This window comes from Kitasatospora sp. NPDC057940, assembly GCF_042887425.1.
GTDB lineage: Bacteria > Actinomycetota > Actinomycetes > Streptomycetales > Streptomycetaceae > Kitasatospora.
Map to the genome: position 1 here is coordinate 1 of NZ_JBHVPH010000027.1, position 24,312 is coordinate 24,312.

The 24,312-nt window shown below is 72.1% G+C and carries 22 protein-coding genes; 11 read left to right on the top strand and 11 right to left on the bottom strand.

What is annotated here, in order from left to right; translation table 11 throughout:
- Nucleotides 1–108 precede the first annotated feature (108 nt).
- Entirely contained in the window at nt 109–1,017 is a 909-nt protein-coding gene (locus ACFVTF_RS30565; protein ID WP_387817539.1) for a hypothetical protein, read from the top strand.
- A gap of 158 nt (nt 1,018–1,175) precedes the next feature.
- On the opposite strand, the gene ACFVTF_RS30570 is transcribed toward ACFVTF_RS30565, so the two are convergent.
- The 5 genes from ACFVTF_RS30570 to ACFVTF_RS30590 all read right to left on the bottom strand — a co-directional run bounded on the left by ACFVTF_RS30570 (nt 1,176) and on the right by ACFVTF_RS30590 (nt 4,913).
- A complete protein-coding gene (locus tag ACFVTF_RS30570; RefSeq protein WP_387817540.1) occupies nt 1,176–1,691 on the bottom strand; it encodes a MarR family winged helix-turn-helix transcriptional regulator in 516 nt (171 codons plus the stop codon).
- 39 nt (nt 1,692–1,730) lie between these two features.
- On the bottom strand, nt 1,731–2,543 hold the full coding sequence (locus ACFVTF_RS30575; RefSeq protein WP_387817577.1) for an AIM24 family protein: 813 nt from the start codon (nt 2,541–2,543) through the stop codon (nt 1,731–1,733).
- A gap of 203 nt (nt 2,544–2,746) precedes the next feature.
- Nucleotides 2,747–3,397, bottom strand: coding sequence for an AIM24 family protein (locus ACFVTF_RS30580; protein WP_387817541.1), 651 nt, complete (start codon nt 3,395–3,397; stop codon nt 2,747–2,749).
- Complete coding sequence (locus tag ACFVTF_RS30585; protein WP_079135621.1) at nt 3,397–4,035, bottom strand: AIM24 family protein; 639 nt, start codon at nt 4,033–4,035, stop codon at nt 3,397–3,399. Before ACFVTF_RS30585 ends, ACFVTF_RS30580 begins: the two co-directional genes overlap by 1 nt.
- Nucleotides 4,036–4,115: 80 nt before the next feature.
- The gene (locus ACFVTF_RS30590; RefSeq protein WP_371517108.1) at nt 4,116–4,913 is read right to left on the bottom strand and encodes a DUF2127 domain-containing protein; all 798 of its coding nucleotides are present in this window, start codon (nt 4,911–4,913) and stop codon (nt 4,116–4,118) included.
- A gap of 332 nt (nt 4,914–5,245) precedes the next feature.
- Between ACFVTF_RS30590 and ACFVTF_RS30595 the strand changes: the two genes are divergently transcribed.
- The gene (locus ACFVTF_RS30595) at nt 5,246–5,557 is read left to right on the top strand and encodes a DUF3817 domain-containing protein (RefSeq protein ID WP_371517107.1); all 312 of its coding nucleotides are present in this window, start codon (nt 5,246–5,248) and stop codon (nt 5,555–5,557) included.
- A gap of 116 nt (nt 5,558–5,673) precedes the next feature.
- Here the strand turns inward: ACFVTF_RS30595 and ACFVTF_RS30600 are convergent, their stop codons facing one another.
- Together ACFVTF_RS30600 and ACFVTF_RS30605 are read right to left on the bottom strand one after the other, a co-directional pair.
- The gene (locus ACFVTF_RS30600; protein WP_371517106.1) at nt 5,674–7,302 is read right to left on the bottom strand and encodes a M4 family metallopeptidase; all 1,629 of its coding nucleotides are present in this window, start codon (nt 7,300–7,302) and stop codon (nt 5,674–5,676) included.
- Nucleotides 7,303–7,731: 429 nt separating this feature from the next.
- The gene (locus tag ACFVTF_RS30605) at nt 7,732–9,369 is read right to left on the bottom strand and encodes a M4 family metallopeptidase (protein WP_371517105.1); all 1,638 of its coding nucleotides are present in this window, start codon (nt 9,367–9,369) and stop codon (nt 7,732–7,734) included.
- A 492-nt stretch (nt 9,370–9,861) separates the two neighbouring features.
- Here ACFVTF_RS30605 and ACFVTF_RS30610 point away from each other — a divergent pair, with 492 nt between their 5' ends.
- The 3 genes from ACFVTF_RS30610 to ACFVTF_RS30620 all read left to right on the top strand — a co-directional run bounded on the left by ACFVTF_RS30610 (nt 9,862) and on the right by ACFVTF_RS30620 (nt 12,719).
- The gene (locus ACFVTF_RS30610; RefSeq protein WP_371517104.1) at nt 9,862–10,401 is read left to right on the top strand and encodes a MarR family winged helix-turn-helix transcriptional regulator; all 540 of its coding nucleotides are present in this window, start codon (nt 9,862–9,864) and stop codon (nt 10,399–10,401) included.
- Nucleotides 10,402–10,478: 77 nt separating this feature from the next.
- Nucleotides 10,479–10,820 (top strand): DUF3817 domain-containing protein, encoded by a 342-nt coding sequence (locus ACFVTF_RS30615; protein WP_063347771.1) that lies wholly within the window; start codon nt 10,479–10,481, stop codon nt 10,818–10,820.
- Nucleotides 10,821–11,018: 198 nt separating this feature from the next.
- Nucleotides 11,019–12,719: a methylmalonyl-CoA mutase family protein gene (locus ACFVTF_RS30620; protein ID WP_363582040.1), complete on the top strand. Its 1,701-nt coding sequence runs from the start codon at nt 11,019–11,021 to the stop codon at nt 12,717–12,719.
- Between the two features lie 57 nt (nt 12,720–12,776).
- Here the strand turns inward: ACFVTF_RS30620 and ACFVTF_RS30625 are convergent, their stop codons facing one another.
- Nucleotides 12,777–13,337, bottom strand: coding sequence for a TetR/AcrR family transcriptional regulator (locus ACFVTF_RS30625; RefSeq protein ID WP_371522676.1), 561 nt, complete (start codon nt 13,335–13,337; stop codon nt 12,777–12,779).
- 494 nt (nt 13,338–13,831) lie between these two features.
- On the opposite strand from ACFVTF_RS30625, the gene ACFVTF_RS30630 reads away from it, so the two are divergent.
- The 4 genes from ACFVTF_RS30630 to ACFVTF_RS30645 all read left to right on the top strand — a co-directional run bounded on the left by ACFVTF_RS30630 (nt 13,832) and on the right by ACFVTF_RS30645 (nt 18,437).
- Entirely contained in the window at nt 13,832–14,824 is a 993-nt protein-coding gene (locus ACFVTF_RS30630; RefSeq protein ID WP_350879569.1) for a tetratricopeptide repeat protein, read from the top strand.
- A gap of 740 nt (nt 14,825–15,564) precedes the next feature.
- Nucleotides 15,565–16,227: a DUF6230 family protein gene (locus tag ACFVTF_RS30635; RefSeq protein WP_371517101.1), complete on the top strand. Its 663-nt coding sequence runs from the start codon at nt 15,565–15,567 to the stop codon at nt 16,225–16,227.
- A gap of 132 nt (nt 16,228–16,359) precedes the next feature.
- Nucleotides 16,360–16,998, top strand: coding sequence for a DUF6114 domain-containing protein (locus ACFVTF_RS30640; RefSeq protein WP_387817542.1), 639 nt, complete (start codon nt 16,360–16,362; stop codon nt 16,996–16,998).
- Nucleotides 16,995–18,437, top strand: a complete 1,443-nt coding sequence (locus tag ACFVTF_RS30645) for a hypothetical protein (protein ID WP_387817543.1) — start codon at nt 16,995–16,997, stop codon at nt 18,435–18,437. Before ACFVTF_RS30640 ends, ACFVTF_RS30645 begins: the two co-directional genes overlap by 4 nt.
- Nucleotides 18,438–18,542: 105 nt before the next feature.
- On the opposite strand, the gene pyk is transcribed toward ACFVTF_RS30645, so the two are convergent.
- The 3 genes from pyk to pta form a co-directional block, all read right to left on the bottom strand.
- Nucleotides 18,543–19,970: a pyruvate kinase gene (gene pyk, locus ACFVTF_RS30650; protein WP_363619285.1), complete on the bottom strand. Its 1,428-nt coding sequence runs from the start codon at nt 19,968–19,970 to the stop codon at nt 18,543–18,545.
- A 94-nt stretch (nt 19,971–20,064) separates the two neighbouring features.
- Complete coding sequence (locus tag ACFVTF_RS30655) at nt 20,065–21,279, bottom strand: acetate kinase (RefSeq protein WP_371517098.1); 1,215 nt, start codon at nt 21,277–21,279, stop codon at nt 20,065–20,067.
- Nucleotides 21,276–23,429: a phosphate acetyltransferase gene (gene pta, locus ACFVTF_RS30660; protein ID WP_387817544.1), complete on the bottom strand. Its 2,154-nt coding sequence runs from the start codon at nt 23,427–23,429 to the stop codon at nt 21,276–21,278. Before pta ends, ACFVTF_RS30655 begins: the two co-directional genes overlap by 4 nt.
- A 178-nt stretch (nt 23,430–23,607) precedes the next feature.
- On the opposite strand from pta, the gene ACFVTF_RS30665 reads away from it, so the two are divergent.
- Together ACFVTF_RS30665 and ACFVTF_RS30670 are read left to right on the top strand one after the other, a co-directional pair.
- Nucleotides 23,608–23,889 (top strand): type II toxin-antitoxin system Phd/YefM family antitoxin, encoded by a 282-nt coding sequence (locus ACFVTF_RS30665; protein WP_387817545.1) that lies wholly within the window; start codon nt 23,608–23,610, stop codon nt 23,887–23,889.
- On the top strand, nt 23,886–24,290 hold the full coding sequence (locus tag ACFVTF_RS30670; RefSeq protein ID WP_387817546.1) for a type II toxin-antitoxin system VapC family toxin: 405 nt from the start codon (nt 23,886–23,888) through the stop codon (nt 24,288–24,290). Before ACFVTF_RS30665 ends, ACFVTF_RS30670 begins: the two co-directional genes overlap by 4 nt.
- Nucleotides 24,291–24,312: the final 22 nt, after the last annotated feature.

Sequence of the window (24,312 nt, forward strand, 5' to 3'; positions counted from 1 at the left end):
AAACTGCCCGCTGGCCCCCGTGGCCGCCCACACCACCCACATATCCTCCGGGGGGGGCCGCCGCGGGGGCGCTGCCGGCGGCCCCCGACCCTGCCCCGAGGGAGCAGCGTGCGCCATCAGTGGGTCGACCTGCCTGCCGAAGTTCGTGACCTGATCGCCGAGCGGTGTGGCGCCGTCACCGGCGTGACGGTGCCGGACGCCGGTGAGATCGCCGAGTTCGCCGCCGCCCTGGACGCGGGCGGCGGCCGGTTGTTCGTGAAGGGCTCCCGGCTCGACAGCCCGAACCTGTGGATGGCCCGGAAGGAGGCGCAGGCCGCGCCAGCGGTGAAGGGCATCGGTGCGGCCCTGCTGTGGCAGGGGGAAGTCGGCGGCTGGCTGGTTACTGCCTTCGAGTACGTGCCGGGACGACACGCAGACCTGTCCCCCGGTTCGTCCGACCTGCCGCTCATCGCCGGAACGCTGGCCGGCCTCGCAGACCGGTTGACACCTGCACCCGTGCTGCGAACGTTCAGCCTCGCGCAGCGGTGGGGCGGATCAGCGCTGTGGCCGGAGATCGTCGCTGCCGACGGCCTGACGCCGTGGCAAGCCGAGCACGTGGACCAGCTCAGTGCGTTGGAGGGGCAGGTGTCGGATGCGGTCGCGGGTGACACGCTGGCCCACACCGACATGACCGGGCCGAACATCCTGGTCGAGGGCAGCCGGGTCCGGGTCATCGACTGGTCATGGCCGGCCCCGGCCGCCGCCTGGGTCGATACCGCCTCGCTGGTTCCCCGCCTGATCGCCGCCGGCCACACTGCCGCGCAGGCGCAGCGGTGGGCGATGACGGTCCCGTGCTATGCCGCCGCCGAGCCTGAGAAGGTCGTCGCCCTGGCGGCCGTGGTCGCGGCCCGGTGGCGGCTGCGCGCGATTCGGGACGGCGGCGCGTGGGTTGCATTGTCTGCGGCGGCCGAGACGTGGGTCGCGGGTCTGCTGTCGGCCGGTGCCGTCCAGGGAAGTGCCCCGCGCGAACACCGGTGATGAACACGGTCCGGGTGTCGGCGTCCCGCTGTTCCTGGTGCTTCCCGAGCACGGGTGGTGTCGGCAAGGTTGGCGGGTACGAGTGTGCCCCCTCGGGGCAGCCGGAAGGGCCGGCCCCCGGTGGGGCCGGCCCCGGTGTGCTGCTGGGGGGCGGCGCGTCAGGCGCGGCCGCGGAGGCCGCGGAGGTGTTCGGCGACCGGGGCGAGGGCCTCGTACATGGCGTCGAGCTGCTCCTCGGTGAAGCGGTCGATGAAGTGGGCCCGGACGCTGCGCACGTGGTCGGGGGCGACCCGCTGCATGGTCTCCCAGCCGTGCTCGGTGAGGTGGGCGTAGAGGCCGCGGCGGTCGCCGGGACACTCCTGGCGCAGCACCAGGCCGGCGTTCTCCATCCGGGTGATCTGGTGCGAGAGCCGACTCTTGGACTGGAGGGTGGCGGTGGCGAGGTCGGTCATCCGCATCCGGCGGTCGGGGGCCTCGGAGAGCACGACCAGGATCTCGTAGTCGTTGATCGCCAGGTTGTGCGGCTGGAGTTCGCGGCTGAGCTGGTACTCCAGCAGCTTGGCGACCTCCAGATGGGCGCGCCACATCCGCTGCTCCCTGGCGGTCAGCCAGGGAGTCTCCCCCTCGGGCTGCGACGGAGGGGTGTCCGCAGTGTTGATCGTGTGCGTATCCATGGGCTCAGCATACCCTATTTAGTTCAATCTTGTACAAGTTTACAGCCCGAAACGTCGCCCGAGATCGCCCAGATTGCCGAGGCCCGGCACGTTGAGGTTGCCCCCGCCGTGGCCCGACGCCGCCGCCGGCTGCGACGGCACCCCGCCCACCGGCACGCCCGCCTCGGCGTCCACCTGGCCCACCGACCGCTCGGCCATCAGCTTCTCGCTGGACTGCAGCAGCACCTGGCCGGCGCCGATGAACTCGAACTGGTGCTCCTCGCCGGAGGCCCCGCCCAGCCCGGTCAGCCGCCGGATGCCGCCGATCAGCCCGTGCATGTAGTCGTGGTCGTAGTGGTGGCACGGCGCCGGGCAGTCGGCCCAGCCGACCAGCGCCTGCGGGTCCACCCGGATCGGCGGCTCGACGAAGTGCACCGGCCCGTTGGAGGCGGCGACGAACTTCCCGGTGCCGATCAGGGTCAGGAAGCCCGGGATGATCGACTGCTTGAGCCGCAGCGACGGGTCGAAGGCCAGCAGGTTGCCCGAGCGCACGGTCAGGTTGCCGTCGTCCAGGTCGTAGGAGTTGAGGTCGAAGGCCCGGTCGGCCAGCAGCAGCTTGCCGCGGCCCTGGGCCACCACCCAGTCCGCCGCGTGCATCGGCGAGTTGAAGTGCTGGCCGATCACCCGGTCCAGCATGCCGGCGCCGACGCCCTTGAAGGTGATGTCGCCGTAGTAGGCGACCATCTTGCCCTTCTGCAGGAAGTAGGAGCCGTTCAGGTCGACCGAGAAGGCGTACGGGTTGACGTTGTCGTTCACCGGCAGGCTGTACGCGTCGTGCACCACCGGGCCGGAGCCGCCGTGCGCGCTCGGCAGCGGGGCCTGCGGGCCGCCGAACTGCTCCTGGGCATAGGCCTGTTGGGGCTGCTGCGGGGGAGGCGGCGGCGGGTACCCGCCCTGCTGGGGGTAGCCCTGCGCGGGCGGCGGCGCGTAGCCCGGCGGGGGAGGGGCGGCGAAGCCGGGCTGGGTCGGCTGGTCGTACGGCGACTGCCCGTACGGCGGCTGCGGCGGGTAGGACATCAGAGCTTCTCCTCGCTCGCCTGGACGTACACCGCGCCCTGTCCGGACAGCTCCAGCTGGAAGGCCTCGCCGGAGCCGCGGCCGATCATGTCGCGCCAGCCCAGCGCCGTGGACAGCTTGTTCTGCACCTGGCCGCGGTGCGCCACGTACGCCTGCGGGTCGACGTGCACCGGCTGGCCGGGGAAGATCGGCAGCTCGAAGACGCCGCCGTGCGCCATCACCGCGACCGAGCCCTTGCCGTCCAGCTGGGTGGTGAACAGGCCCTGGCCGGTGACCTGGCCGCGGACCATGCCCATCACCCCGCCCTGCGAGCCCATGAACATGGTGGACTGGCGCAGCGTGCCCTCGAAGGCCAGCAGCCGGTCCGCCTCGACGTACAGGGTGTCGCCGGCCAGGTCGATCACGTGCACGTGGTGGCCGCCGTGGCCGAACATCACCCGGCCCTGGCCCTCGACGGTCATCAGCGGGGTGTCCTCGTTGGCCACCCGGCGGCCGATCATCGACATCACGCCGCCCTGCCCGCCGGTGATGTTCGGCGTGAAGCGGACGTCCCCGGTGTACGCCAGCATCGCGCCGCGCTGGCTGAACAGCCGCTGCCCGGGCAGCACCACGGCCTCGACCATCTTGCCGTTGATCTTCGTGAAGCCCATCAGACGTCGCCCCCGATGGTGACCTTCTCCGACGGCTGCACGTACACCAGGCCCTCTCCGGTGAACTCCACCTGGACGGCCTCGCCGCCGCCCTCGCCGATCACCGTCGTCCAGCCCGCGCCCGACTTCAGGCTGCGGTGCAGGCTGCCGGTGTGCGCCACGTAGGCGCCCGGGTCCACCCGCAGCGGCTGGCCCTGGCCGACCCGCAGGATGATCGCGGGCCCGTTCGAGGTGACGGCGGCCCAGCCGTGCCCCTCCACCTTGGTGGTGAAGAGGCCGTTGCCGGAGGACATGCCGTTGAGCCCGGTGAAGGTGGTGCCGGTGCGCAGCGAGCCCTCCGTGCAGAGCAGGTTGTCCGCCTCGACGAACAGCGTCTCGCCGTTCAGCCGGACCAGGTTGATCTCGGTGGCCTTGTCGGCGAAGTAGCAGGTGCCCTGGCCCTTCACCTCCATGACGGTCATCTGCTCGCCGGTGAGCCGGCGGGCCACCATGCCGCGCAGGCCGTCCCCGCCGCCGGTCAGCTTCTTGAAGCTCATCTGGCCGGTGTAGGCGACCATCGAGCCGTGTCTGGCCTTGACGGCCTCGCCGGCCAACTCGACCGCGAGTACCCGGGATCCCTGGAGTCTGAACTGTGCCACGGCCGCAATCTAGCGGGCGCGGCCGGTGCGGGGGGAGGGGGAACGGCGGAACTGGTACCGGTCTGCGACAAACGCGCCGGTCACGCCCGCGCGTGCGCCCCCCGGGCGGCGTGCGGGACGGTGCCGGCCGCCTCCTCGACCTCCAGCAGCGAGGCCGAGTGGCGCTCCGCCTCGAAGGCCACCACCCCGCCGCGCAGCCCGAACAGCCGCTTGGACAGCATGATCCAGAGCACCGCGGCGATGTTCAGCACCAGCGTGCCGATCTTCACGGCGCTGACGTGCTCGCTCAGCTCGTAGCCCTCCAGCGGCAGGAAGGCGGCGGTGGCCACGACGGTGAGGTACTCGGCCCAGCGCCTGCCGAGCCAGAGGCCGACCGCCTCGACGATCTCGATCAGCGCGTAGGCCAGCAGCGCGCCCGCGACGATCAGCAGGGTGCTCTTCCGGTAGTCGAAGGTCTTGCGGATGGTGTCGACGATCGGGGAGTGTTCGAGGTCCCAGTGGAAGTGGTCGGTGACCGGCCGGAAGACCGACAGGTTCTCGTCGAAGACCCGGTGCACGGCGTCCTGGCTGTTGGAGAACTTCCAGACGGCCCAGGCCACGATGATGATCAGCAGACCGCGCAGCACCCGCTCGACGGCGAGGAAGCGCAGGATGAAGAGGTCCCGCAGCGCCTTGCCGCGCGGCACCAGCGGGGCGTCCTGCGCCGGGCCGGAGCCGTGCGGGGTGCCGAGCGCGAAGTCGCCGCAGCGCAGGCAGCGCCAGGCGTCGCCGAGGGCGGTCGCGGCGTGCAGCCGGGCGGCCAGCTCGGGCTCGGTCGGCGCGTAGGTGGTGTGGCCGCGCTTGGCGCAGGTCCTTCGGTCCCAGTCCCGCTTGAACATGTGGTCGCTACCCCCGGTCGTCCGATGTCTACGGCGCCCGGTGCGTCGGGCGCGGGCAGCAGGATAGGGGCAGCGGGTGACGGGCCGGCGCGACGAGCCGGGTTCTGGCGCACAGCTGTGACACGGACACGACGGCCGTGGGGTCCGACACGACGGCTGCGGGGTAGGGCACGACGGCCGTGCCGCCGGGGCGGGACACGGCGGTTGTGACGTCGGGCACGGTGCCCACCCCGGCCGGGGCTTCGGACAGGTGCTCGGTGATAATGGCCGGAAGGCTTGTGAGTCGCTTCACAAGCAGGTACGCCTCCGACCCCCGTATTGAGGTATCCATCGTGAACAGCAGCGCCGTCCACCGCCTGCGCCTGGTCTCCGGCCCCGAAGGGGTCTCGTTCATCCTGCTGCTGATCTGCTCCGTGCTGAAGCGGACCACGTCCTTCGACGGCGTCCCGGTGATGGGCATGGTCCACGGGATCCTGTTCATCCTGTACGTCGTCTTCTGGATCCAGGCCTGGCAGGCGCAGAAGTGGGACGCCAAGCGCGGCGTGCTGCTGTTCGTCCTCTCGGTGCTGCCCACCGGCGGCTTCTTCGCCGAGCGGATGCTCGCCAAGGAGGAGCGCGGCGAGCTGAAGCCGGCCACCGCGTAGCGACGAACCCCCGCCACGCGACGGTCGACAGGCTGCCGCGGCCTCCTCTCCCAAAGGGCCGCGGCAGCCTGTCGCCGTTTCTTACCGGGGGTGGCTGGGGTGTGCCGGCGCGCGCACTAGTTGACGTTGACGCCGCTCCACGCGGCCGCCACGGTCTTGTACTCGGTGCTGGTGGCGCCGTACAGGTCGGTCGCGGCCTTCAGGGTCGCCGTGCGGGCGGCCTTGTAGTTGGTGGTGGAGGTCATGTAGACGGTCAGCGCGCGGTACCAGATCGCGGCCGCCTTGGTCCGGCCGATGCCGGTGACCGTCGAGCCGTTGGAGGTCGGGCTGTTGTAGCTGACCCCGTTGACCACCTTGGCGCCGCTGCCCTCGGACAGCAGGTAGAAGAAGTGGTTGGCGATGCCCGAGGAGTAGTGGACGTCGAGGTTGCCGACGCCCGAGTACCAGGAGTCCGCGGAGCTGCCGTCCTTGGAGGGCTTGTCCATGTAGCGCAGCGGCTTGCCGTTGCCGAAGATGTTGAGCTTCTCGCCGATCAGGTAGTCCGGCGGGTCCGCGGGCAGGTTGGCCGACCACTCGACCATGGTGCCGAAGATGTCGGAGGTGGCCTCGTTGAGGCCGCCGGACTCGCCGGAGTAGTTGAGGTTCGCCGTGGCGGAGGTGACGCCGTGGGTCATCTCGTGGCCGGAGACGTCGATCGCGGTCAGCGGGTTGGTGTTGCCGGAGCCGTCCCCGTACGTCATGCAGAAGCAGGAGTCGTCCCAGAACGCGTTGACGTAGTTGGAGCCGTAGTGGACGCGGCTGGCGGCGCCGACGCCGTTGTTCTTGATGCCGTTGCGGCCGAAGGTGTTCTTGTAGTAGTCCCAGGTGGCCGCGGCGCCGTACTGGGCGTCCACGGCGGCGGACTCGCGGTTGGAGGCCAGGCCGTTGCCCCAGGAGTTGCTGGTCTTGGCGAACAGCGTGCCGTTGCCCGAGGTGGCGCCCTTGAGGTCGGTGGTGGACTGGCCGCCGCGCGTGGCGTCCTTCAGCGAGTAGGTCGAGCCGCTCTGGGTGGTGGTCAGCGTGACGCTGCCGACGTTGACGCCCTTGCCGGTGCCGGAGGCGGTCTGCACCTGCTCGCGGGTGGACAGCACCTGGCCGGTGGCGGCGTCGGTGACGACCTGCTGGCTGCTCGGGGTGCCGTCGGCCCGCTCGCCGTGGACCACCGTGCGGTGGGCCAGCCGCGGCGCGCCGTCGGCCGCCCACACCACCAGCTCGGCCGCGCCCGCGCCGTCGACCCGGCTGAGCGCCGCCTCGTCCTCGTCGGCGGCGGTGCCGACGGTCGCCTGAACCGCGGCGGTGGCCCGCTCGGCCGCCTGCCCGGCGGCGAGGCCCGGGGCCAGGCTCGGCAGCGACAGGCTGCCGTCGAAGGCCCGGTCGACCGAGTCCACCGAGCCGTCGGCGCGCTGGTGGACGACCAGGTCGCCGCCGAGCACCGGCAGGCCGGCGTAGGTCCGCTCGTAGCGCAGGTGGCGTTCGCCGTTGGCGTCGGCGACGACGTCCTTGACCACCAGCCGCTCCTGGCCGCCGAGGGCCAGGGCCTGGGCGACCGGGCTGCTCTGCCCGGCGGCCACCGCGAGCAGCGCGGCGCGCTGCTGCTCCGGCGACGGGGCGGCGGCCTGGGCGGCGGGGACGATGGCGATCTGGATCACGCCGGCGAGCAGGGCGGTGGAGGAGAGTATGGCGCCGGCTGTCAGCTTTCGCTTCACGTGCGGGGGTTCCTTCCACGAAACCGCGTGTGCGCGCGGTTGCGCCGCGTACCGGGGCGCCGGGGTTGGCGCCGGGGGGCGGTAGGGCGCGGACGTGCTGCTCCCGTGCGGTACCTGACGATCCGTCGACGGGTGGGGGTGACGGATGTCGGACGGGGCTTGGGCAGAAGCATGACAATCGATGGCAGGAAATGACAGACCACGGACAGGGATTGGCCGGGATCCGCCAGTGCTGGTGCGGATGGTTCGGCTGCCGCCCGGTGCCCGCTACGGGCGGTTCGTCCGGCCGGCGGGGCTCCGCCACCCCGGGAACGGAGCGGGCGGGCGGGGGAGGGCGGGCGTGCGAGGGCGGGCGGGCAAGAGGGTGTGCGGACGCCCGGGGCCGCCCTCCACAGGGGCCCCGGACGTCCTGTCACCGTGCGCCGTACGTCAGTTGACGTTGACGCCGCTCCACGCGGCCGCGACCGCCTTGTACTCGGCGCTGGTGGCGCCGTACAGGTCGGAGGCGGCCTTCAGGGTGCCGGTGCGGGCACTCGCGTAGTTGGTGGTGGAGGTGAAGTAGACGGTCAGCGCGCGGTACCAGATCTGCGCGGCCTTGTCCCGGCCGATGCCGGTGACGGCCGAGCCGTTGGAGGTCGGGCTGTTGTAGCTGAAGCCGTTGATGCTCTTCGCGCCGCTGCCCTCGGACAGCAGGTAGAAGAAGTGGTTGGCGATGCCCGAGGAGTAGTGGACGTCCAGGTTGCCGACGCCCGAGTACCAGGAGTCCGCCGAGGCGCCGTCCTTGCTGGGCTTGTCCATGTAGCGCAGCGGGGAGCCGTCGCCGTTCAGGTTGATCAGCTCGCCGATCCAGTAGTTCGGCGGGTTGGAGGGCAGGTTGGCGTAGAACTCGACCATCGTGCCGAAGATGTCGGAGGTGGCCTCGTTGAGGCCGCCGGACTCGCCGGAGTAGTTGAGGTTCGCCGTGGCGGAGGTGACGCCGTGGCTCATCTCGTGGCCGGCCACGTCGATCTCGGTGAGCGGGTGGGTGTTGCCGCTGCCGTCGCCGTAGGACATGCAGAAGCAGGCGTCGCTCCAGAACGCGTTGACGTAGTTGGAGCCGTAGTGGACGCGGCTGGTCGCGCCGACGCCGTTGTTCTTGATGCCGTTGCGGCCGAAGGTGTTCTTGTAGAAGTCCCAGGTGGCGGCCGCGCCGTACTGGGCGTCCACGGCGGCGGACTCGCTGTTGGAGGCCAGGCCGTTGCCGAAGGCGTTGGTCGAGTTGGCGACCAGCGTGCCGGTGCCGGAGGTCTTGTTCTTCAGGTTGACGGTCGACTGGCCGCCGCGGGTGGCGTCCTTCAGCTGGTACGAGGTGCCGCTCTGGGTGGTGGTCAGCGGGACGTTGCCGACGAAGACGCCCTTGCCGGTGCCGGAGGCGGTCTGCACCTGCTCGTGGGTGGACAGCACCTGGCCGGTGGCGGCGTCGGTGACCAGCAGCTGGCTGCTGGGGGTGCCGTCGGCGCGCACGCCCTCGACGGTGGTCCGGTAGGCCAGGCGCGGGTTGCCGTCGCTCGCCCAGACCACCAGTTCGGCCTTGCCGGTCTGGTGCACGGCCGCCAGCGGGGACTCGTCCTTGTCCGCGGCGACGCCGACGGTGGCCTGGACGGCGCCGGTGGCCTGCGCGGCGGCCTTGTCGGCGGGGATCTGCGGGGCCAGGCTCGACAGGCTCAGCTGCGCGGAGACCGCCTTGTCGACCGACTCCACCGCGCCGCGGGCGCTCTGGTGGACGACCAGGTCGCCGCCGAGCACCGGCAGGCCGGCGTAGGTGCGCTCGAAGCGCAGGTGCCGGGTGCCGTCCTTGTCCACCACGGCGTCCTTCGCCACCAGTTGCTCCTGGCCGCCGAGGGCGAGGGCCTTCGCCAGCGGGCCGGACTGGCCGCCCGCCAGGGCGAGCGCGGCCGCCTGCTGCTCGGCGGCCTGCGCCTGCGCCGCGGGGACCGGGCTGGCCTGGGCGGCGGTGCTCACCTGGACGACGCCGGTGAGCAGGGCGGTGGCGGAGAGTACGGCGACTGCTGCGAGCTTTCGCTTCACGGACGAGTCCTTCCGGGTAACCGCGTGTGGGCGGTCGCGCCGCGTCCCGGGGGCCGGGGTCGGCACCTGAGGGGCGGGACGGGCGCTGACGTGCGGACCCCGTGCGGTCGAGCGGCGGGCCACCGGTGGGTGGGGGTGGTGGCTGCCGACGGGGTTGGCGGAAAGCATGACAATCGAGCAAATCAAATGACAGGTCTTGCTCATGAATTGGCCAAGTCCCGCCAGCCGGAGGGATTGTGAACGGGCGGACAAAAGGTGCGAATCGCCCGGTCTTTCAGCGGGTTACCATCCGAACCGAGGCCTGATAGTGCGGTTGCGGACCGATCGGCCGTCAACTCCGCCGCGGCCCGGTCCTGTTGCCCCGCATTCACACCGGTGCAATGTCCTGGTACGGACCTGGCAGCCCTTTTGGCGGGTTCCCGCCACGCGTCGTGCTTGTCCACCATCAGGACGGCTGGTAGCGCTCGCCCCCTCCGCCGGTACGGTAAGGAGGTGCCCAAGCCCCTAGCCCTCGACTTCGACCCGATCGCCCGCGCCGACGAGCTCTGGACCCGCCGCTGGGGCGGGGTCCCCTCGATGGCGGCGATCACCTCGATCATGCGAGCCCACCAGATCCTGCTCTCCCGGGTCGACGCGGTGCTCAAGCCGTACGGGCTGACCTTCGCCCGGTACGAGGCGCTGGTGCTGCTGACCTTCAGCCGGACCGGCGAGCTGTCGCTGTCCAAGATCGGCGAGCGGCTCATGGTCCACCCGACCAGCGTCACCAACACCGTCGACCGGCTGGAGCGGGCCGGCCTGGTCGCCCGCCGCCCCAACCCGCTGGACGGCCGCGGCGTGCTCGCCACGATCACCGGCCGCGGCCGCGAGACGGTCGAGGAGGCCACCCGGGAACTCATGGCGATGGACTTCGGGCTGGAGGAGTACGACACCGAGCAGTGTCGGCAGGTGTTCGAACTGCTCAGGCCGCTGCGGATCGCCGCCGGCGACTTCACCGACGAACGCGGCGAGGGGGCTGCGCGGGAGCGGCCGTGAGGACGGTTACCCTCGTGTGAGCGGTGCGCGGATCCGGGCGTACCGGTCGATCCCTGCCGAACGAGGCGATGAAGAGTATGAAGGCGACCCCCCTGCTGGGCTGGTACCGGGCCCTGGCCATTGCGACAGGTGTGGCCCTGCTGGTGTTCTGCGGCTTCATGGTCGCGAAGTACGGCTTCGACGCGGCCGAGGACCTGACCACGTACGTCGCGATGCTGCACGGCTACCTGTACATCGGGTACTTCGTGGTGACCTTCCTGCTCGGGCAGAAGCTGAAGTGGCCGCTCGGTCGGATGATCCTGACCCTGGCCGCCGGCTGCATCCCGTTCGCGTCCTTCGTCTTCGAGCGCAAGGTGGTCCGCGAGGCCGCCGAGCGGCTCCCGGCCGGCGGCGACGCCCGCCAGCCCGCCGGCGTCTGATCCGACGCCCCGGCGAGTGCCCCTTCCCCCGCGGGGGAGGGGGCACCGCGCGTTTCCGGGCCCCGGGAGGGCGGCCCGCGGCGTTTCGGCCCCGGCATCCATCGACAGCTGCTAGGACGTCCGAGTAAATTAGTAGGACGTCCTAATAGCTGTGCCGCCCCGGTGCCGTGGCGGCCGTACGGAGCGGAGTTCGGGGTCATGGACGCCGAGGAGATCGAGCGCGGACGGCAGCGCTGGCAGCAGCGGTACGACAGCGCCCGCAAGCGGGACGCGGACTTCACCACCCTGTCCGGCGACGAGGTCGAGCCGGCGTACGGTCCCGCCCCCGGGCAGGCCGTCGAGGGCTTCGAGCGGATCGGCTGGCCGGGCGAGTACCCCTTCACCCGCGGACTGCACCCGACCGGCTACCGGGGCCGCACCTGGACCATCCGCCAGTTCGCCGGCTTCGGCAACGCGCAGCAGACCAACGAGCGCTACCGGATGATCCTGGAGGCGGGCGGCGGCGGCCTCTCGGTCGCCTTCGACATGCCCACCCTGATGGGCTACGACTCCGACGACGCCAAGTCGCTCGGTGAGGTGGGCCACTGCGGCGTCGCCATCGACTCGGCCGCCGACATGGAGGTGCTGTTCAACGGCATCCCGCTCGGCGAGGTCACCACCTCGATGACGATCAGCGGCCCGGCCGTCCCGATCTTCTGCATGTACCTGGTCGCCGCCGAGCGCCAGGGCGTCGACCCGGCGGTGCTCAACGGCACCCTGCAGACGGACATCTTCAAGGAGTACATCGCCCAGAAGGAGTGGCTCTTCGCCCCCGAGCCGCACCTGCGGCTGATCGGCGACCTGATGGCGTACTGCGCCCAGGGCATCCCCGCGTACAAGCCGCTGTCCGTCTCCGGCTACCACATCCGCGAGGCCGGGGCGACGGCCGCGCAGGAGCTCGCGTACACCCTCGCCGACGGCTTCGCCTACGTCGAGCTGGGCCTGTCCCGGGGCCTGGACGTGGACGTCTTCGCGCCCGGCCTGTCCTTCTTCTTCGACGCGCACCTGGACTTCTTCGAGGAGATCGCCAAGTTCCGCGCCGCGCGCCGGATCTGGGCCCGCTGGATGCGCGACCGCTTCGGCGCCAAGACCGACAAGGCGCAGTGGCTGCGCTTCCACACCCAGACCGCCGGCGTCTCGCTGACCGCGCAGCAGCCGTACAACAACGTGGTCCGCACCGCCGTGGAGGCGCTGTCCGCGGTGCTCGGCGGCACCAACTCGCTGCACACCAACGCCCTGGACGAGACCCTGGCGCTGCCCTCCGAGCAGGCCGCCGAGATCGCCCTGCGCACCCAGCAGGTGCTGATGGAGGAGACCGGCGTCGCCAACGTGGCCGACCCGCTGGGCGGTTCCTGGTACGTCGAGGCGCTCACCGACCGGATCGAGCAGCAGGCCGAGGCGATCTTCCAGCAGATCTTGAACAAGAGCCGTCTGGACAAGGGCCGCGAGGACCACGGGATCGGCCCGATCACCTCCGGCATCCTGCGCGGGATCGAGGAGGGCTGGTTCACCGGCGAGATCGCCGAGGCGGCCTTCCAGTACCAGCAGTCGGTGGAGAAGGGGGACAAGCGCGTGGTCGGCGTCAACTGCCACCCGCGCAGCGTCACCCCCGAACTGGAGATCCTGCGGGTCAGCCACGAGGTCGAACGCGAGCAGGTGCGGGTGCTGCGCGAGCGCAAGGAGGCCCGGGACGAGGCGGCGGTGCGGGCCGGGCTGGACGCCATGCTGGCGGCCGCGCGCTCGGGCGAGTCGATGATCCCGCCGATGCTGGACGCGGTGCGCGCCGAGGCGACCCTGGGCGAGATCTGCAACGCGCTGCGCGAGGAGTGGGGGACGTACCGGGAGAACGCGTCCTTCTAGGACGTGCCGGTGGGCCGCCCCGTACGGAGCTCCGTGCGGGGCGGCTTCGCCGTACCCTCAGTCGCCCAGCAGGCTGGGGAAGGGGCCGAGCAGCAGGTTGGTGAAGCGGCGGGTCCAGTCGGCGGTGATCGGCTCGCCGCTGACCAGGACGCGGTGCTCGACCGTCCCGGCGATGGTGTCGAAGATGATGTCGATCTCCTCGCGGGCCGTCCGCGGGTCGGCGTCCGGGGCGAGTTCGCCGCGCGCCTGGGCGGCCGCCCGGCCCTGCCGGACCAGGCGCTTCTGCGGGTCGACGATGGCCTCCCGGATCCGGCGGCGCAGGTGCGGGTCGCGGGTGCCCTCGGCGAACAGCGCGAGCAGCGCGGCCTGGGTCTCGGGGCGGGCCAGCAGGTCGGCGAACTGGGCGACCACCGCCTCGATGTCGGCCCGCAGGCTGCCGAGGTCGGGCATCACCAGGTCGTCGAAGAGGCTGGCGACGGCGTCCACCACGAGTTCGTTCTTGGACGGCCAGCGGCGGTAGAGGGTGGTCTTGGCGACCTTGGCGCGGGTCGCGACGTGGCCCATGGTCAGCCCGCCCCAGCCGAGTTCGGCGAGGGCCTCGCGGGTGGCGTCGAGGATGGCGCGGTCGGCGGCGGCGCTGCGCGGGCGCCCCTTGGCCCTGGTCGTGGCACCCGCCGAGGGGGCGGGGCCGTCCGCGGTCTCCGGGCCCGTGACGTCCGGGTTCGCGGGGGGCTGGGGGGCCGGCAACCGGGCCTCCTTGCGCTCTACTGGTGAGTAACATGGGTGGGGCTGGTAACGGTAGCGGCTGTTCGCCCGTTCGGGCAGCCGGGCCGCCCCGGAAAGTGGGGCAGGTCACGTCGCGGAACCGCCGGTGGGGCTTGCGGGCGGGACCCCGGCTCCAGTTACGCTACGACTCGTAGCGAAAGCAGTGACAACCAGGCGCCGCACCCGTGGGACGGGGCGGCGCGGGCGCGGGTGGGGATCCGCGCCGAACGGTTCAGGCTACCGGGGGAGGGCCACCGCGCCCGGGAATCCGCGCCGCACGGCCCGTGCGGGGCGACTTTCCCGAGGTTGGTTGCCCGCAGGCGGCGCGGACGGGGGAGGATGGTGCCATGCAGCCACGGAATTCGCGTCTCAACAGCTCCGCCCTGCGCGGTGCGGTCGACCTCGCCGCAGTGAAGGCAGCCGGCGAGGCTGCCCAGAAGGCCGAGCAGGCCCGGGTCGAGCGGGCCCGCCAGGCGGCCGCCGACGAAGCGGCCGGAGTCGCCCCCGCGCAGTCCGCCTACGCGCTCGTCATCGATGTCACCGAGGACACCTTCGAGGCCGAGGTCGTCCAGCGCTCCACCGAAGTGCCGGTCGTCATCGACTTCTGGGCCGAGTGGTGCGGCCCCTGCAAGCAGCTCAGCCCGATCCTGGAGGGCCTGGCCGAGGAGTACGCCGGCCGGTTCGTGCTCGCCAAGATCGACGTGGACGCCAACCCGCTGATCTCCCAGCAGTTCGGCATCCAGGGCATCCCGGCCGTGATGGCCGTGGTGGCCGGCCAGCTGGTGCCGCTGTTCCAGGGCGCGGAGAGCGCGGCCAACGTCCGCAAGGTGCTGGACCAGCTGATCCTGGTCGCCGAGCAGCGCTTCGGCGTGGTCGGCGGCGCCGGGGCCCCGGGCGAGGCGCCGGACGCCGCCCCGCAGCGGCCGGAGGACCCGGCCCTGGCCGCCGCGCACGACGCGCTGGACAGCGGCGACCTGGGCGGCGCCGTCCAGGCCTACCGGAACGTGCTGGCCGACCAGCCGGGCAACACCGAGGCCAGGCTGGGCCTCGCCCAGGCCGAACTGCTGCAGCGGATCGAGAGCGTGGACCCGCAGGCCGTCCGCGCCGCGGCCGCGGCCGACCCGAAGGACGTCGAGGCCCAGCTGCGGGCGGCCGACCTGGACCTGGTGGGCGGTCACGTCGAGGACGCCTTCGGCCGGCTGGTGGACACCGTCGGCCGGACCGCCGGCGAGGACCGGGACGCCGCCCGGCTGCGCCTGCTGGAGCTGTTCGAGGTGATCGGCCCGGAGGACCCGCGGGTCACCGCGGCCCGCACCGCGCTGGCGCGCGTGCTGTTCTGACGCCTCCTCCGGTCCGGGCCCGGCCCGTCCCGGGCGGGTCCTGGCACGTCGGATGACCTGCGGTGTCGCCGGGTGATTTGGCGACAATCCGGTCAACCGGACAGAGGTTTACCAAATCTTGACAACACCCGTGGACAGTCACACTTGGTGACTGTCCACGGGTGTTTCGTTCATGTTTCCGGCGGATTTCTTCGTCACGTTTCCTTCAAGACGTCACACACGGTGCACGGCACGCCGATTTCACGGTCAACGCCGTCGGGTGTTGCATTACCCGTCAGTAAGGAACCTCTTGTGCTTCGCCCGGGATTCGAGCACGATCGGCGACGCCCGGTCCCTGACTCCACACCCTCCGATCCGGTCGGCACACCCTCCGATCCGGTCGGCCACGTGGAGCACGGGATCCCCACCGGGTGATCCGCCGACCCCGGTCGGCGGTAGGGAGGGCAGGGGGGTATCCGCGGTCCCACGGCGGTTCCTGTCCTTCGACCGGCCGCGCGGCCCTGCGCGGTCGCTGGTTGTCGCTCGGGGGTGATCGCCGATGTCGTCGGTCCTGCCCGCCGCCCCGCAAGGACGGCCGGTGGAGGGACGGGAGTGCCGCTGTGTGCCGGCCGCTCCCGCGTCCGACGACGCCCAAGGCGCTCTCCGCTACCGAGGACGTAGCTCTCTCCCATCCCAGTCCCCCACCGGCGCGGGCGCGCCGCCGGGGAGCCGGAGATGTACGTCCTAGAAGGAGGACTCGCATGTCCCAGACCTACGGCAAGACCCGCTGGAAGCGCTTCGCCCTGGTGATGGTGCCGAGCATCGCGGCCACCGCGATGGTCGGCGCCGCAATGGCCAACAACGCGCTGGCGGCTTCGTTCAGCGTCTCCGGCCAGAGCTTCAAGGTCACCACGCCGGAGCTGCACGGCAAGAACTTCGCCCAGTTCGGCTCGATCGACGCCGAGGTGAACGGCACTCCGCACCCGGTCGCCGTCTCGGCCTTCGACGAGGCCACCATCAAGGGCCTCTGCCAGTCGGTGGTGACCGACCCCAACGTCATCCCCGGCCTGCCGTGGAAGCTGCCCAAGATCATCCTTCGCCTGGAGGCGGGCAACAGCGACGACGTCAAGAAGCAGGTCTACGCCAAGAACCTGCTGATCGACCTCGACCAGCTGAACGCGGACGCCGAGTTCACCAACATCAACATCGGCCAGGACGCCTCGACCCTCAAGGGCGAGGCCACCCAGGGCTGGAAGTCCAAGCTCGGCGGCCTGCCGTCCGGCGCGACCGGCTTCGCCCAGGCCGCCGACAAGGCCGACCTGTACAACGTGCAGCAGACCGCCTGGGCCACCTCGGCCGGCACCTTCAAGCTCCCCGGCCTGAAGCTCGCGCTGCACACCGACGGCACCGGCGAGTGCTACTAGGCCTTTGACGGGCGGCGGACCGGGCCCGGTCCGCCGCCCCGACGGCACCTGTGGGACCGGTGGCGGCGCGCGCGCCGTCGCCGGATCCCGTGTCTCGTCCATCCCTCGTTCACACCATCGAGGAGCTGCACCGTGTCCAGCGCCCTTGCCTCATTCCGGCCCGCCGAGCACGAGAACCCCGTCCAGTGGCTGCGCCGGGTGTTCCGTACCTTCCGTCGGACGCGGCCGTACTACGGCGGCCTGCTGGCCATGATCGCCGGCGTCCCGATCATGTACTTCCCGTACGCCAAGCTCTCGTTGGGCGGCATGACGGTGGCCATGGCCACCACGGCGGGCGCCGGATCGCTGATCATCGGCGTGCTGCTGATCGTGCTCGGGCTGACCGCGTGGTTCCAGCCGACCGTGCGGGTCTTCGCGGGGGTCGCCACCACCCTGCTGACGCTGGTCTCGATCCCGGTCTCCAACCTGGCCGGGTTCGGCCTGGCGCTGCTGCCGGGGCTGATCGGCGGCGGTCTGATGGCGTCCTGGGCGCCGCTGCCGGAGCCGAAGGCGGCCAAGACCGCCGTCGCCGCGAGCGTCGCCACCGAGGCCCCCGCTGCTGAGGCACCTGCCTCCGCAACACCTGTCTCCGAAGCACCTGTCTCCGAGGCCGCCGTCGCCGCGAACGTCGCCACCGAGCCCGCGGCGGCCGAAGCGCCCACCGCGAAGCTGCCCGCACAGGCCGCGTCGAACGAGCAGGCCGCCGCCGTGGACCCGAAGGAGGCGCGGTGAGCGCGTCGGATGACCAACCGCAGCGCGCCGGTCGACACGCGGCGCCGCGCACGCCCGTCCGGGTCCGGCTGAGAGGCCGCGCGCTGGCGATGGCCGCGGTGCCGACGGCGCTGCTGATGGCCGCCGCGTACACCCCCAACCCGGCCGTCGCCGAGTCCACGGCGGGCAAGCCCTGCGGGACCGCGCCCGCCACCGTGCCGGACGTCGCGCCGCTGGAGACGCCCGTCCCCAAGAGCGAGCTGCCCGAGCCGCCGCCCGGTCCGTCCACGGCGCCTTCCACCGTTCCCTCGACGGCGCCCTCGACGGGGCCGAGCGCGATCCCCACCCAGACGCCGACCGCCGCTCCCACCCAGCAGCCCTCCGCGCCGGCCGGTACGCCGAGCGCCGGCACGACGCCGACCGGCGCCCCGACCGGCACGGCCACCACCCCGGCGACCACGCCGCCGGCCGCCCGCTCCGCCGCCCCCGGCGGTTCGGACACGGTCCACCAGGCCGGGCTGATCGGCGACGTCCTCGGCGGCGTCGACCACCTGCTGGAGCCGGGTGGTTCACCGAGCCCGACGCCGAGCGCCAAGTCGACCGGCGCCCCCGCGCCGGAGACCACCCAGGCCCCCGCGCCGGCCGCCCCGGCCCCGCGCGCCGGGACGCCGGCCCAGCCGCAGGCCCCGACGACCGGGGCCCCGGCCGACACCCAGCCCGGCACCGCGCCGCCCGCCGCCCACAGCGGCGAGCAGACCCCGGCGGGCGACCAGGCCTCGCCCGCCGCGCCGGCCCCCGCCGCCGGTGGCCCGGCCGGCGCCACCACGGGGAAGCCGAGCGGCAAGGCGAGCCCGAGGACGGCCCCCGCCACCCCGTCCGCCGCCGACACCCCGTCCTCCTCGCCGACCGCCAACCCCAACTGCGCGGTGGACACCCGCGGCCTGACCGCCGGCGCGCCCGCCACCGGGGACGTCGTCCCGCAGCAGAACTGGACGCTGGCGACCAGCCGGCTGGCACTGCACGGCGCGGCCTTCCACGGCGTCTACGACGTGCGGACCCCGACCGGCACCAAGCGGGTGCTGAAGTTCGTGGTGGACAGCGTCGACATCGACAACCTCGACATGTCGACGTTGCAGGGCAACGGCAAGACCTTCCACGTGAAGGGCGCCCCCGGCTCGACCTCGACCATGCGCAAGGGCCCGGTCACGATGTACGTGGAGCGGCTGTCCGGCCACCTCTCCAAGGTGCTCGGCCTGCCGATCCCGATCGACCTGGGCGAGATCACCCTCACCCCGGACACCCTGCCGCGCTGGCTGTACGACCTGATCGGCTCGATCCCGATCCCGCTGGACCTGGAGCTGACCGGGGTCACCGCCAAGCAGGCTGGCCAGTTCGGCGGCACGCTGACCATCCCCGGCATGCGCCTGTTCAACGACGACGCGCCCTACAGCGACAAGTAGGCGACCGGCAGCCGCGCCACGGCGGCGGCGACGTCGCGAGAACGCCCGTGGGGCGGCCCTCCAACGGAGGACCGCCCCACGGGCGTCGGTGCCAGGGGGTTGGTGCTACTCGCCCCGGGTGCCCAGGTGGTGCACCTGGACCATGTTGGTGTTGCCGGGGATGCCGGGGGGCGAGCCGGCGGTGACGATGACGGTCGCGCCCTCGGCGAGCTTGCCCATGCGCAGCAGCTCCCGGTCGACCTGGGCGACCATCTCGTCGGTGGACCCGACCTGCTCGGTGACGTGCGCCTCGACGCCCCAGCTCAGCGAGAGCTGGTTGCGGGTGGCGACGTCCGGGGTGAACGCGACCACCGGGATCGGCGAACGGTAGCGGGACAGGCGGCGGGCGGTGTCACCGGACTTGGTGAACGCGACCAGCGCCTGGCCGTTCAGGAAGTCGCCCAGCTCGCACGCGGCGCGGGCGATCGAGCCGCCCTGGGTGCGCGGCTTGCGGCCCGGGTTGAGCGGCTGGAGGCCCTGGGACAGCAGCTCCTCCTCGGCCTTCTCGGCGATCCGGCTCATGGTGCGGACGGTCTCGATCGGGTACTTGCCGACGCTCGACTCGGCGGACAGCATGACCGCGTCGGTGCCGTCCAGGATGGCGTTGGCGACGTCGGAGACCTCGGCGCGGGTGGGGCGCGAGGCGTGGATCATCGACTCCATCATCTGGGTGGCGACGATGACGGGCTTGGCGTTGCGGCGGGCCAGCGTGATCAGCTGCTTCTGGACCAGCGGCACCCGCTCCAGCGGGTACTCGACGGCCAGGTCGCCGCGGGCGACCATGATGGCGTCGAAGGCGAGGACGATCTCCTCCATGGCCTCGACGGCCTGCGGCTTCTCGATCTTGGCGATGACCGGCACGCGGATGCCGACCTCGTCCATGACCTCGTGGACGTCCTTGATGTCGTCCGCGTTGCGGACGAAGGACAGGGCGATCATGTCGACGCCCAGGCGCAGCGCGAAGCGCAGGTCGTCCTTGTCCTTCTCGGACAGGGCGGGCACGTTCACGGCCGCGCCGGGCAGGTTGATGCCCTTGTTGTTCGAGAGCACGCCGCCCTCGATCACCACGGTCTTCACCCGCGGGCCGTCGACGCTGACGACCTCCAGGGCGATGACGCCGTCGTTGATCAGGATCGGGTCGCCGGGCTTGACGTCGCCGGGCAGGCCCTTGTAGGTGGTGCCGCAGATGTGCTGGTCACCGGGGACGTCCTCGGTGGTGATGGTGAACTCGTCGCCGTTGTCGACGGTCACCGGGCCGTTGGCGAAGGTCGCCAGACGGATCTTGGGACCCTGGAGGTCGGCCAGGACGCCGATGGCCTTGCCGGTGTCCTCCGAGACCTGGCGGACCTTGCGGTACCGCTCCTCGTGGTCCGCGTGGTTGCCGTGGCTCATGTTCAGTCGGGCGACGTTCATGCCCGCCTCGACGATGGCCTTCAGCTGTTCGTAGGAGTCCGTCGCCGGACCCAGGGTGCAGACAATTTTCGCTCGGCGCATATGGATCAGTCTATCCGTTCGTGTTATAGGTGCATTCGGCACGAATCGTGAGGGATCGCCGACGAAGGATTCCGAGGGGCGAGACGGCGGCCGGTCACTCCCCGGGCCGCCGGTGCACCAGGGCGAAGGCCTGCCGGGCGATCTCCAGTTCCTCGTCGGTGGGCACCACGGCGACCGCCACCCGGGCGTACGCGGGCGAGATGATCCGGGCCTCGCCGGAGCGCACCGAGTTCAGCTCGGGGTCGACCGCGATGCCCAGTTCGTCCAGCCCGGCGGTGGCCGCCGCGCGCACCGGCGCCGCGTTCTCCCCGACACCCGCGGTGAACGCGATCGCGTCCACCCGGCCGAGCACGGCGTAGTAGCCGCCGATGTACTTGCGCAGCCGGTGGATGTACGCGTCGAAGGCGAGCTTCGCGTCGGCGTCCCCGGCCCCGGCCCGGCGCATGATCTCGCGCATGTCGTTGTCGCCGCACAGGCCGCGCAGACCGCTGCGGCGGTTGAGCAGGTCGTCGATCTCGTCGATCGACAGCCCGCCCACCCGGTGCAGGTGGAACACCACGCCGGCGTCGATGTCGCCCGAGCGGGTGCCCATGACCAGGCCCTCCAGCGGGGTCAGGCCCATCGAGGTGTCCAGGCAGCGACCGCCGGCGACCGCCGAGGCGGAGGCGCCGTTGCCCAGGTGCAGCACGATCACGTTCACCTCGGCCGGGTCCTTGCCGAGCAGCCGGGCGGTGGCCCGCGAGACGTACTGGTGCGAGGTGCCGTGGAAGCCGTAGCGGCGCACCCGGTGCTCGTCGGCCACGGCCTTGTCGATCGCGTACCGGGCCGAGAACTCGGGCATCGAGGCGTGGAAGGCGGTGTCGAACACGGCCACCTGGGGGAGGTCCGGGCGCAGCGCGCGGGCCACCTCGATGCCGGTGATGTTGGCCGGGTTGTGCAGCGGCGCGACCGGGATCAGCCGGCGGATCTCCTTGAGCACGTCGTCGGTGACGACGGTCGGCTCGGTGAACCGCTTGCCGCCGTGCACCACCCGGTGGCCGATCGCGGCCAGCTCGGGGGAGTCCAGCCCGAGGCCGTCGGCGGCCAGCTCCTCGGCGACGGCCTTCAGGGCGGCGGAGTGGTCCGGGAAGAGCTGCGGCAGCTCGCGCGGCCCGCCCGAGTGCGGGGTGTGCACCAGCCGCCCGCCGGGCTCGCCGATCCGCTCCACCAGGCCGGAGGCCAGCCGGGCGCCGTCCAGCATGTCGATCAGCTGGTACTTCACCGACGAGGAGCCGGCGTTCAGCACGAGAACGCGCGTTCCATCGCTCATGCCTTCGACTCCTTGTCGTCCTGGGCCTGGATGGCGGTGATCGCGACGGTGTTGACGATGTCCTGGACCAGCGCGCCGCGCGAGAGGTCGTTGACGGGCTTGCGCAGGCCCTGGAGGACGGGGCCGACCGCCACCGCGCCCGCCGAGCGCTGGACCGCCTTGTAGGTGTTGTTGCCGGTGTTGAGGTCCGGGAAGATCAGCACGGTCGCCCGGCCCGCCACCGCGGAGCCCGGCAGCTTGGTGGCCGCGACGTGGGCGTCCACCGCCGCGTCGTACTGGATCGGGCCCTCGACCAGGATGTCCGGCCGCAGCTCGCGGACCAGCTCGGTGGCCTTGCGGACCTTGTCGACGTCCGCGCCGGACCCGGAGGTGCCGGTCGAGTACGAGAGCATCGCGACCCGCGGCTCCACCCCGAACTGGGCGGCGGTGGCGGCGGACTGGATCGCGATGTCGGCCAGCTGCTGGGCGTCCGGGTCGGGGTTGACCGCGCAGTCGCCGTACACCAGCACCTTGTCGGCCAGGCACATGAAGAAGACACTCGACACGATGGCCGCGCCCGGCGAGGTCTTGATCACCTCGAAGGCGGGCCGGATGGTCGCGGCGGTGGAGTGCACCGCGCCGGAGACCATGCCGTCCGCGATGCCCTCCTGGACCATCAGGGTGCCGAAGTACGAGACGTCGGTGACCACGTCCAGCGCCAGCTCGACGGTCATCCCCTTGTGGGCGCGCAGCCGGGCGTACAGCTCGGCGAACTGGCGGCGCAGCGGGCTGGTGGTCGGGTCGACGATCCGGACCTGGGCGCGGTCGGTGCCGGGCTGTTCCTGCGGGAGGTCGATGCCGAGGCCCGCGGCCTTGCGGCGCACCGCGTCGGCCTCGCCGAGCAGGGTGAGGTCGCAGATGTTGCGGCGCAGCAGGATCTCGGCCGCGCGCAGCACCCGCTCCTCGGTGCCCTCCGGCAGGACGACGTGCCGCCGGCTCGCCCGGGCCCGCTCCAGCAGCTCGTGCTCGAACATCATCGGGGTGACGCGCTCGGACCGGCCGACCTCGATCAGGTTGGTCAACTCGGCCGTGTCGACGTGCAGTTCGAACAGTCCGAGGGCGATCTCGGCCTTCCGCGGACTGGCCGCGGTGAGCTTGCCCTCCAGGTGGGTGAGGGTCGCGGCGGTCGGCCAGCTGCCCTCCGGGACGACCGCGACAGGGGTGCCGGGGGCGAGCCGGGCGGCCAGCGCCATCACGTTCGGGCCGGGGTGCTGGCCGAGCGTCAGCAGCACGCCGGCGATCGGCGGGGCGCCGGCGGCGTGCGCGGCCAGCGAGCCGATCACCAGGTCGGCGCGGTCCCCGGGGGTGACGACCAGGGCGCCCTCGGTCAGGGCGTCCAGGAAGGTGGGCAGCATGGCGCCGCCGAAGACGAAGCCGCGGACGTCCCGGGCCAGGCCTGCGGCGTCCCCGAGCAGGACCTCGGCGCCGGTCGTCTCGACCAGCTGGGCGACGGTCGGCGCGGCCAGCGCCGGCTCCTCCGGGATGACGTAGGCGGGGATCGGCAGCTTCTCGGTGAGCTTGCGCTGGATCCGCTGCTTGGCGCCCGGGGCGACCCGGTTGGCGATCATCGCCAGGGTCTCGCAGCCCAGGTCGGTGAACGCCCGGTGGGCGTTGCGGACCTCGGCGATGACGGCCTCCGGGTCCTCGGCGTGCCCGCCGACCACCGGCAGCACGGCGGCGCCGAACTCGTTGGCCAGCCGGGCGTTGAAGGCCAGCTCGTCCGGGATGTTGGTGTCGGCGAAGTCGGTGCCGAGCACCAGCACCGCCTGGCAGCGCCGCTCCAGCGCGCGGAAGCGGTCGACCAGGGCGGAGACCAGCTCGTCCTGCCCCCGGGCGGCCTGCAGCGCGGCGGCCTCCTCGTAGCTGAGCCCGTACAGCTCGGAACTCGGCAGGTCGATCCGGTACCGGCCGCGCAGCAGCTCCACCACGTGGTCCGAGCCCGGCTCGCCCCCGGTCCGGCGGCCGGGAGCCGCCCCCGCGTGCGCGTGCACCAGCGGCCGGAACACCCCGACCCGGTCCACCTGGCGGGTGAGCAGTTCCATGACCCCGAGTTCGACCGCCTGCCGGCCGTCCCCCCGGTCGATACCGGTCACGTACACGCTGCGCGCCACGTGGGTGTCTCCGTCCCGTCGTCTCGGAATATGGCCATATCGACCATACCTTCGCACCACGAACGGACGTCCGCGAGCAGAGCGGCCGAGCCGGGGCAAGGGCTGAACGTCCTGGGCGCGGGGTTTGCGCTGCCGCCCGCCCTTGATGTACCTACATGACGTAGTTACATTGGAGGGCATGGAGACCATGGGACTGCGTGAGCTGAACCAGAACCCGTCGAAGGCGGTCGCGCGGGTCCGGGCCGGCGCGACGATCGTCGTCACCGACCGCGGGCGGCCCGTGCTGAGACTCGTGCCGGAGGAGCCCCCGGCGACGACCCTCGAACGCATGGTCGCGGCCGGCGAGGTCACCCCGCCCGCCGAGGAGGGCATGCCCGAGCTGGCCCTCGACCTGTTGCCGGAGATCGGCAGCCTCTCGGACGTCCTGGTGGAAGACCGCGAACGGGAGCGGAACCGTTGATCTACCTCGACTCCTGCGCGTTGCTGAAGTTCATCAAGCCGGAGCCCGAGACGGCCGCACTGCGGGCGTGGCGGCAGGCGCTGCCCGCCGGGACCGAGCTGATCACCAGCGCGCTGGCCCGGCTGGAGATCACCCGCACCCTGCTCCGCGCGGGCCTGGCCCACCAGCAGGTCCCCTACTACGTGGACCAGGCGCTCCGGGGCAGCCACCAGGTCGACCTCAGCAGCGCGGTGCTCGCCCGGGCGCTCTCCTACCGCACTCCGCGCCTCGGCTCGCTGGACGCGTTGCACCTGGCCAGCGCGGACCCGTTCCGCACGGAGCTGACCGAGTTCATCACCTACGACCGCGAGCTGGGCAGGGCCGCGGCGGACCTCGGCTTCCCGGTGTCGGCACCGCGCTGAGCGCCTGCCCGGCCGGGCAGGC

What these genes read in the sequence shown, in the direction of transcription:
- ACFVTF_RS30615 (WP_063347771.1), top strand. Translation starts at nt 10,479, where the DNA reads ATGAAGGCGACCCCCCTGCTGGGCTGGTACCGGGCCCTGGCCATTGCG.
- ACFVTF_RS30620 (WP_363582040.1), top strand. Translation starts at nt 11,019, where the DNA reads ATGGACGCCGAGGAGATCGAGCGCGGACGGCAGCGCTGGCAGCAGCGG.
- ACFVTF_RS30580 (WP_387817541.1), bottom strand. Translation starts at nt 3,397, where the DNA reads ATGGGCTTCACGAAGATCAACGGCAAGATGGTCGAGGCCGTGGTGCTG.
- pyk (WP_363619285.1), bottom strand. Translation starts at nt 19,970, where the DNA reads ATGCGCCGAGCGAAAATTGTCTGCACCCTGGGTCCGGCGACGGACTCC.
- ACFVTF_RS30635 (WP_371517101.1), top strand. Translation starts at nt 15,565, where the DNA reads ATGTCCCAGACCTACGGCAAGACCCGCTGGAAGCGCTTCGCCCTGGTG.
- ACFVTF_RS30665 (WP_387817545.1), top strand. Translation starts at nt 23,608, where the DNA reads ATGGAGACCATGGGACTGCGTGAGCTGAACCAGAACCCGTCGAAGGCG.
- ACFVTF_RS30570 (WP_387817540.1), bottom strand. Translation starts at nt 1,691, where the DNA reads ATGGATACGCACACGATCAACACTGCGGACACCCCTCCGTCGCAGCCC.
- ACFVTF_RS30590 (WP_371517108.1), bottom strand. Translation starts at nt 4,913, where the DNA reads ATGTTCAAGCGGGACTGGGACCGAAGGACCTGCGCCAAGCGCGGCCAC.
- ACFVTF_RS30655 (WP_371517098.1), bottom strand. Translation starts at nt 21,279, where the DNA reads ATGAGCGATGGAACGCGCGTTCTCGTGCTGAACGCCGGCTCCTCGTCG.
- ACFVTF_RS30630 (WP_350879569.1), top strand. Translation starts at nt 13,832, where the DNA reads ATGCAGCCACGGAATTCGCGTCTCAACAGCTCCGCCCTGCGCGGTGCG.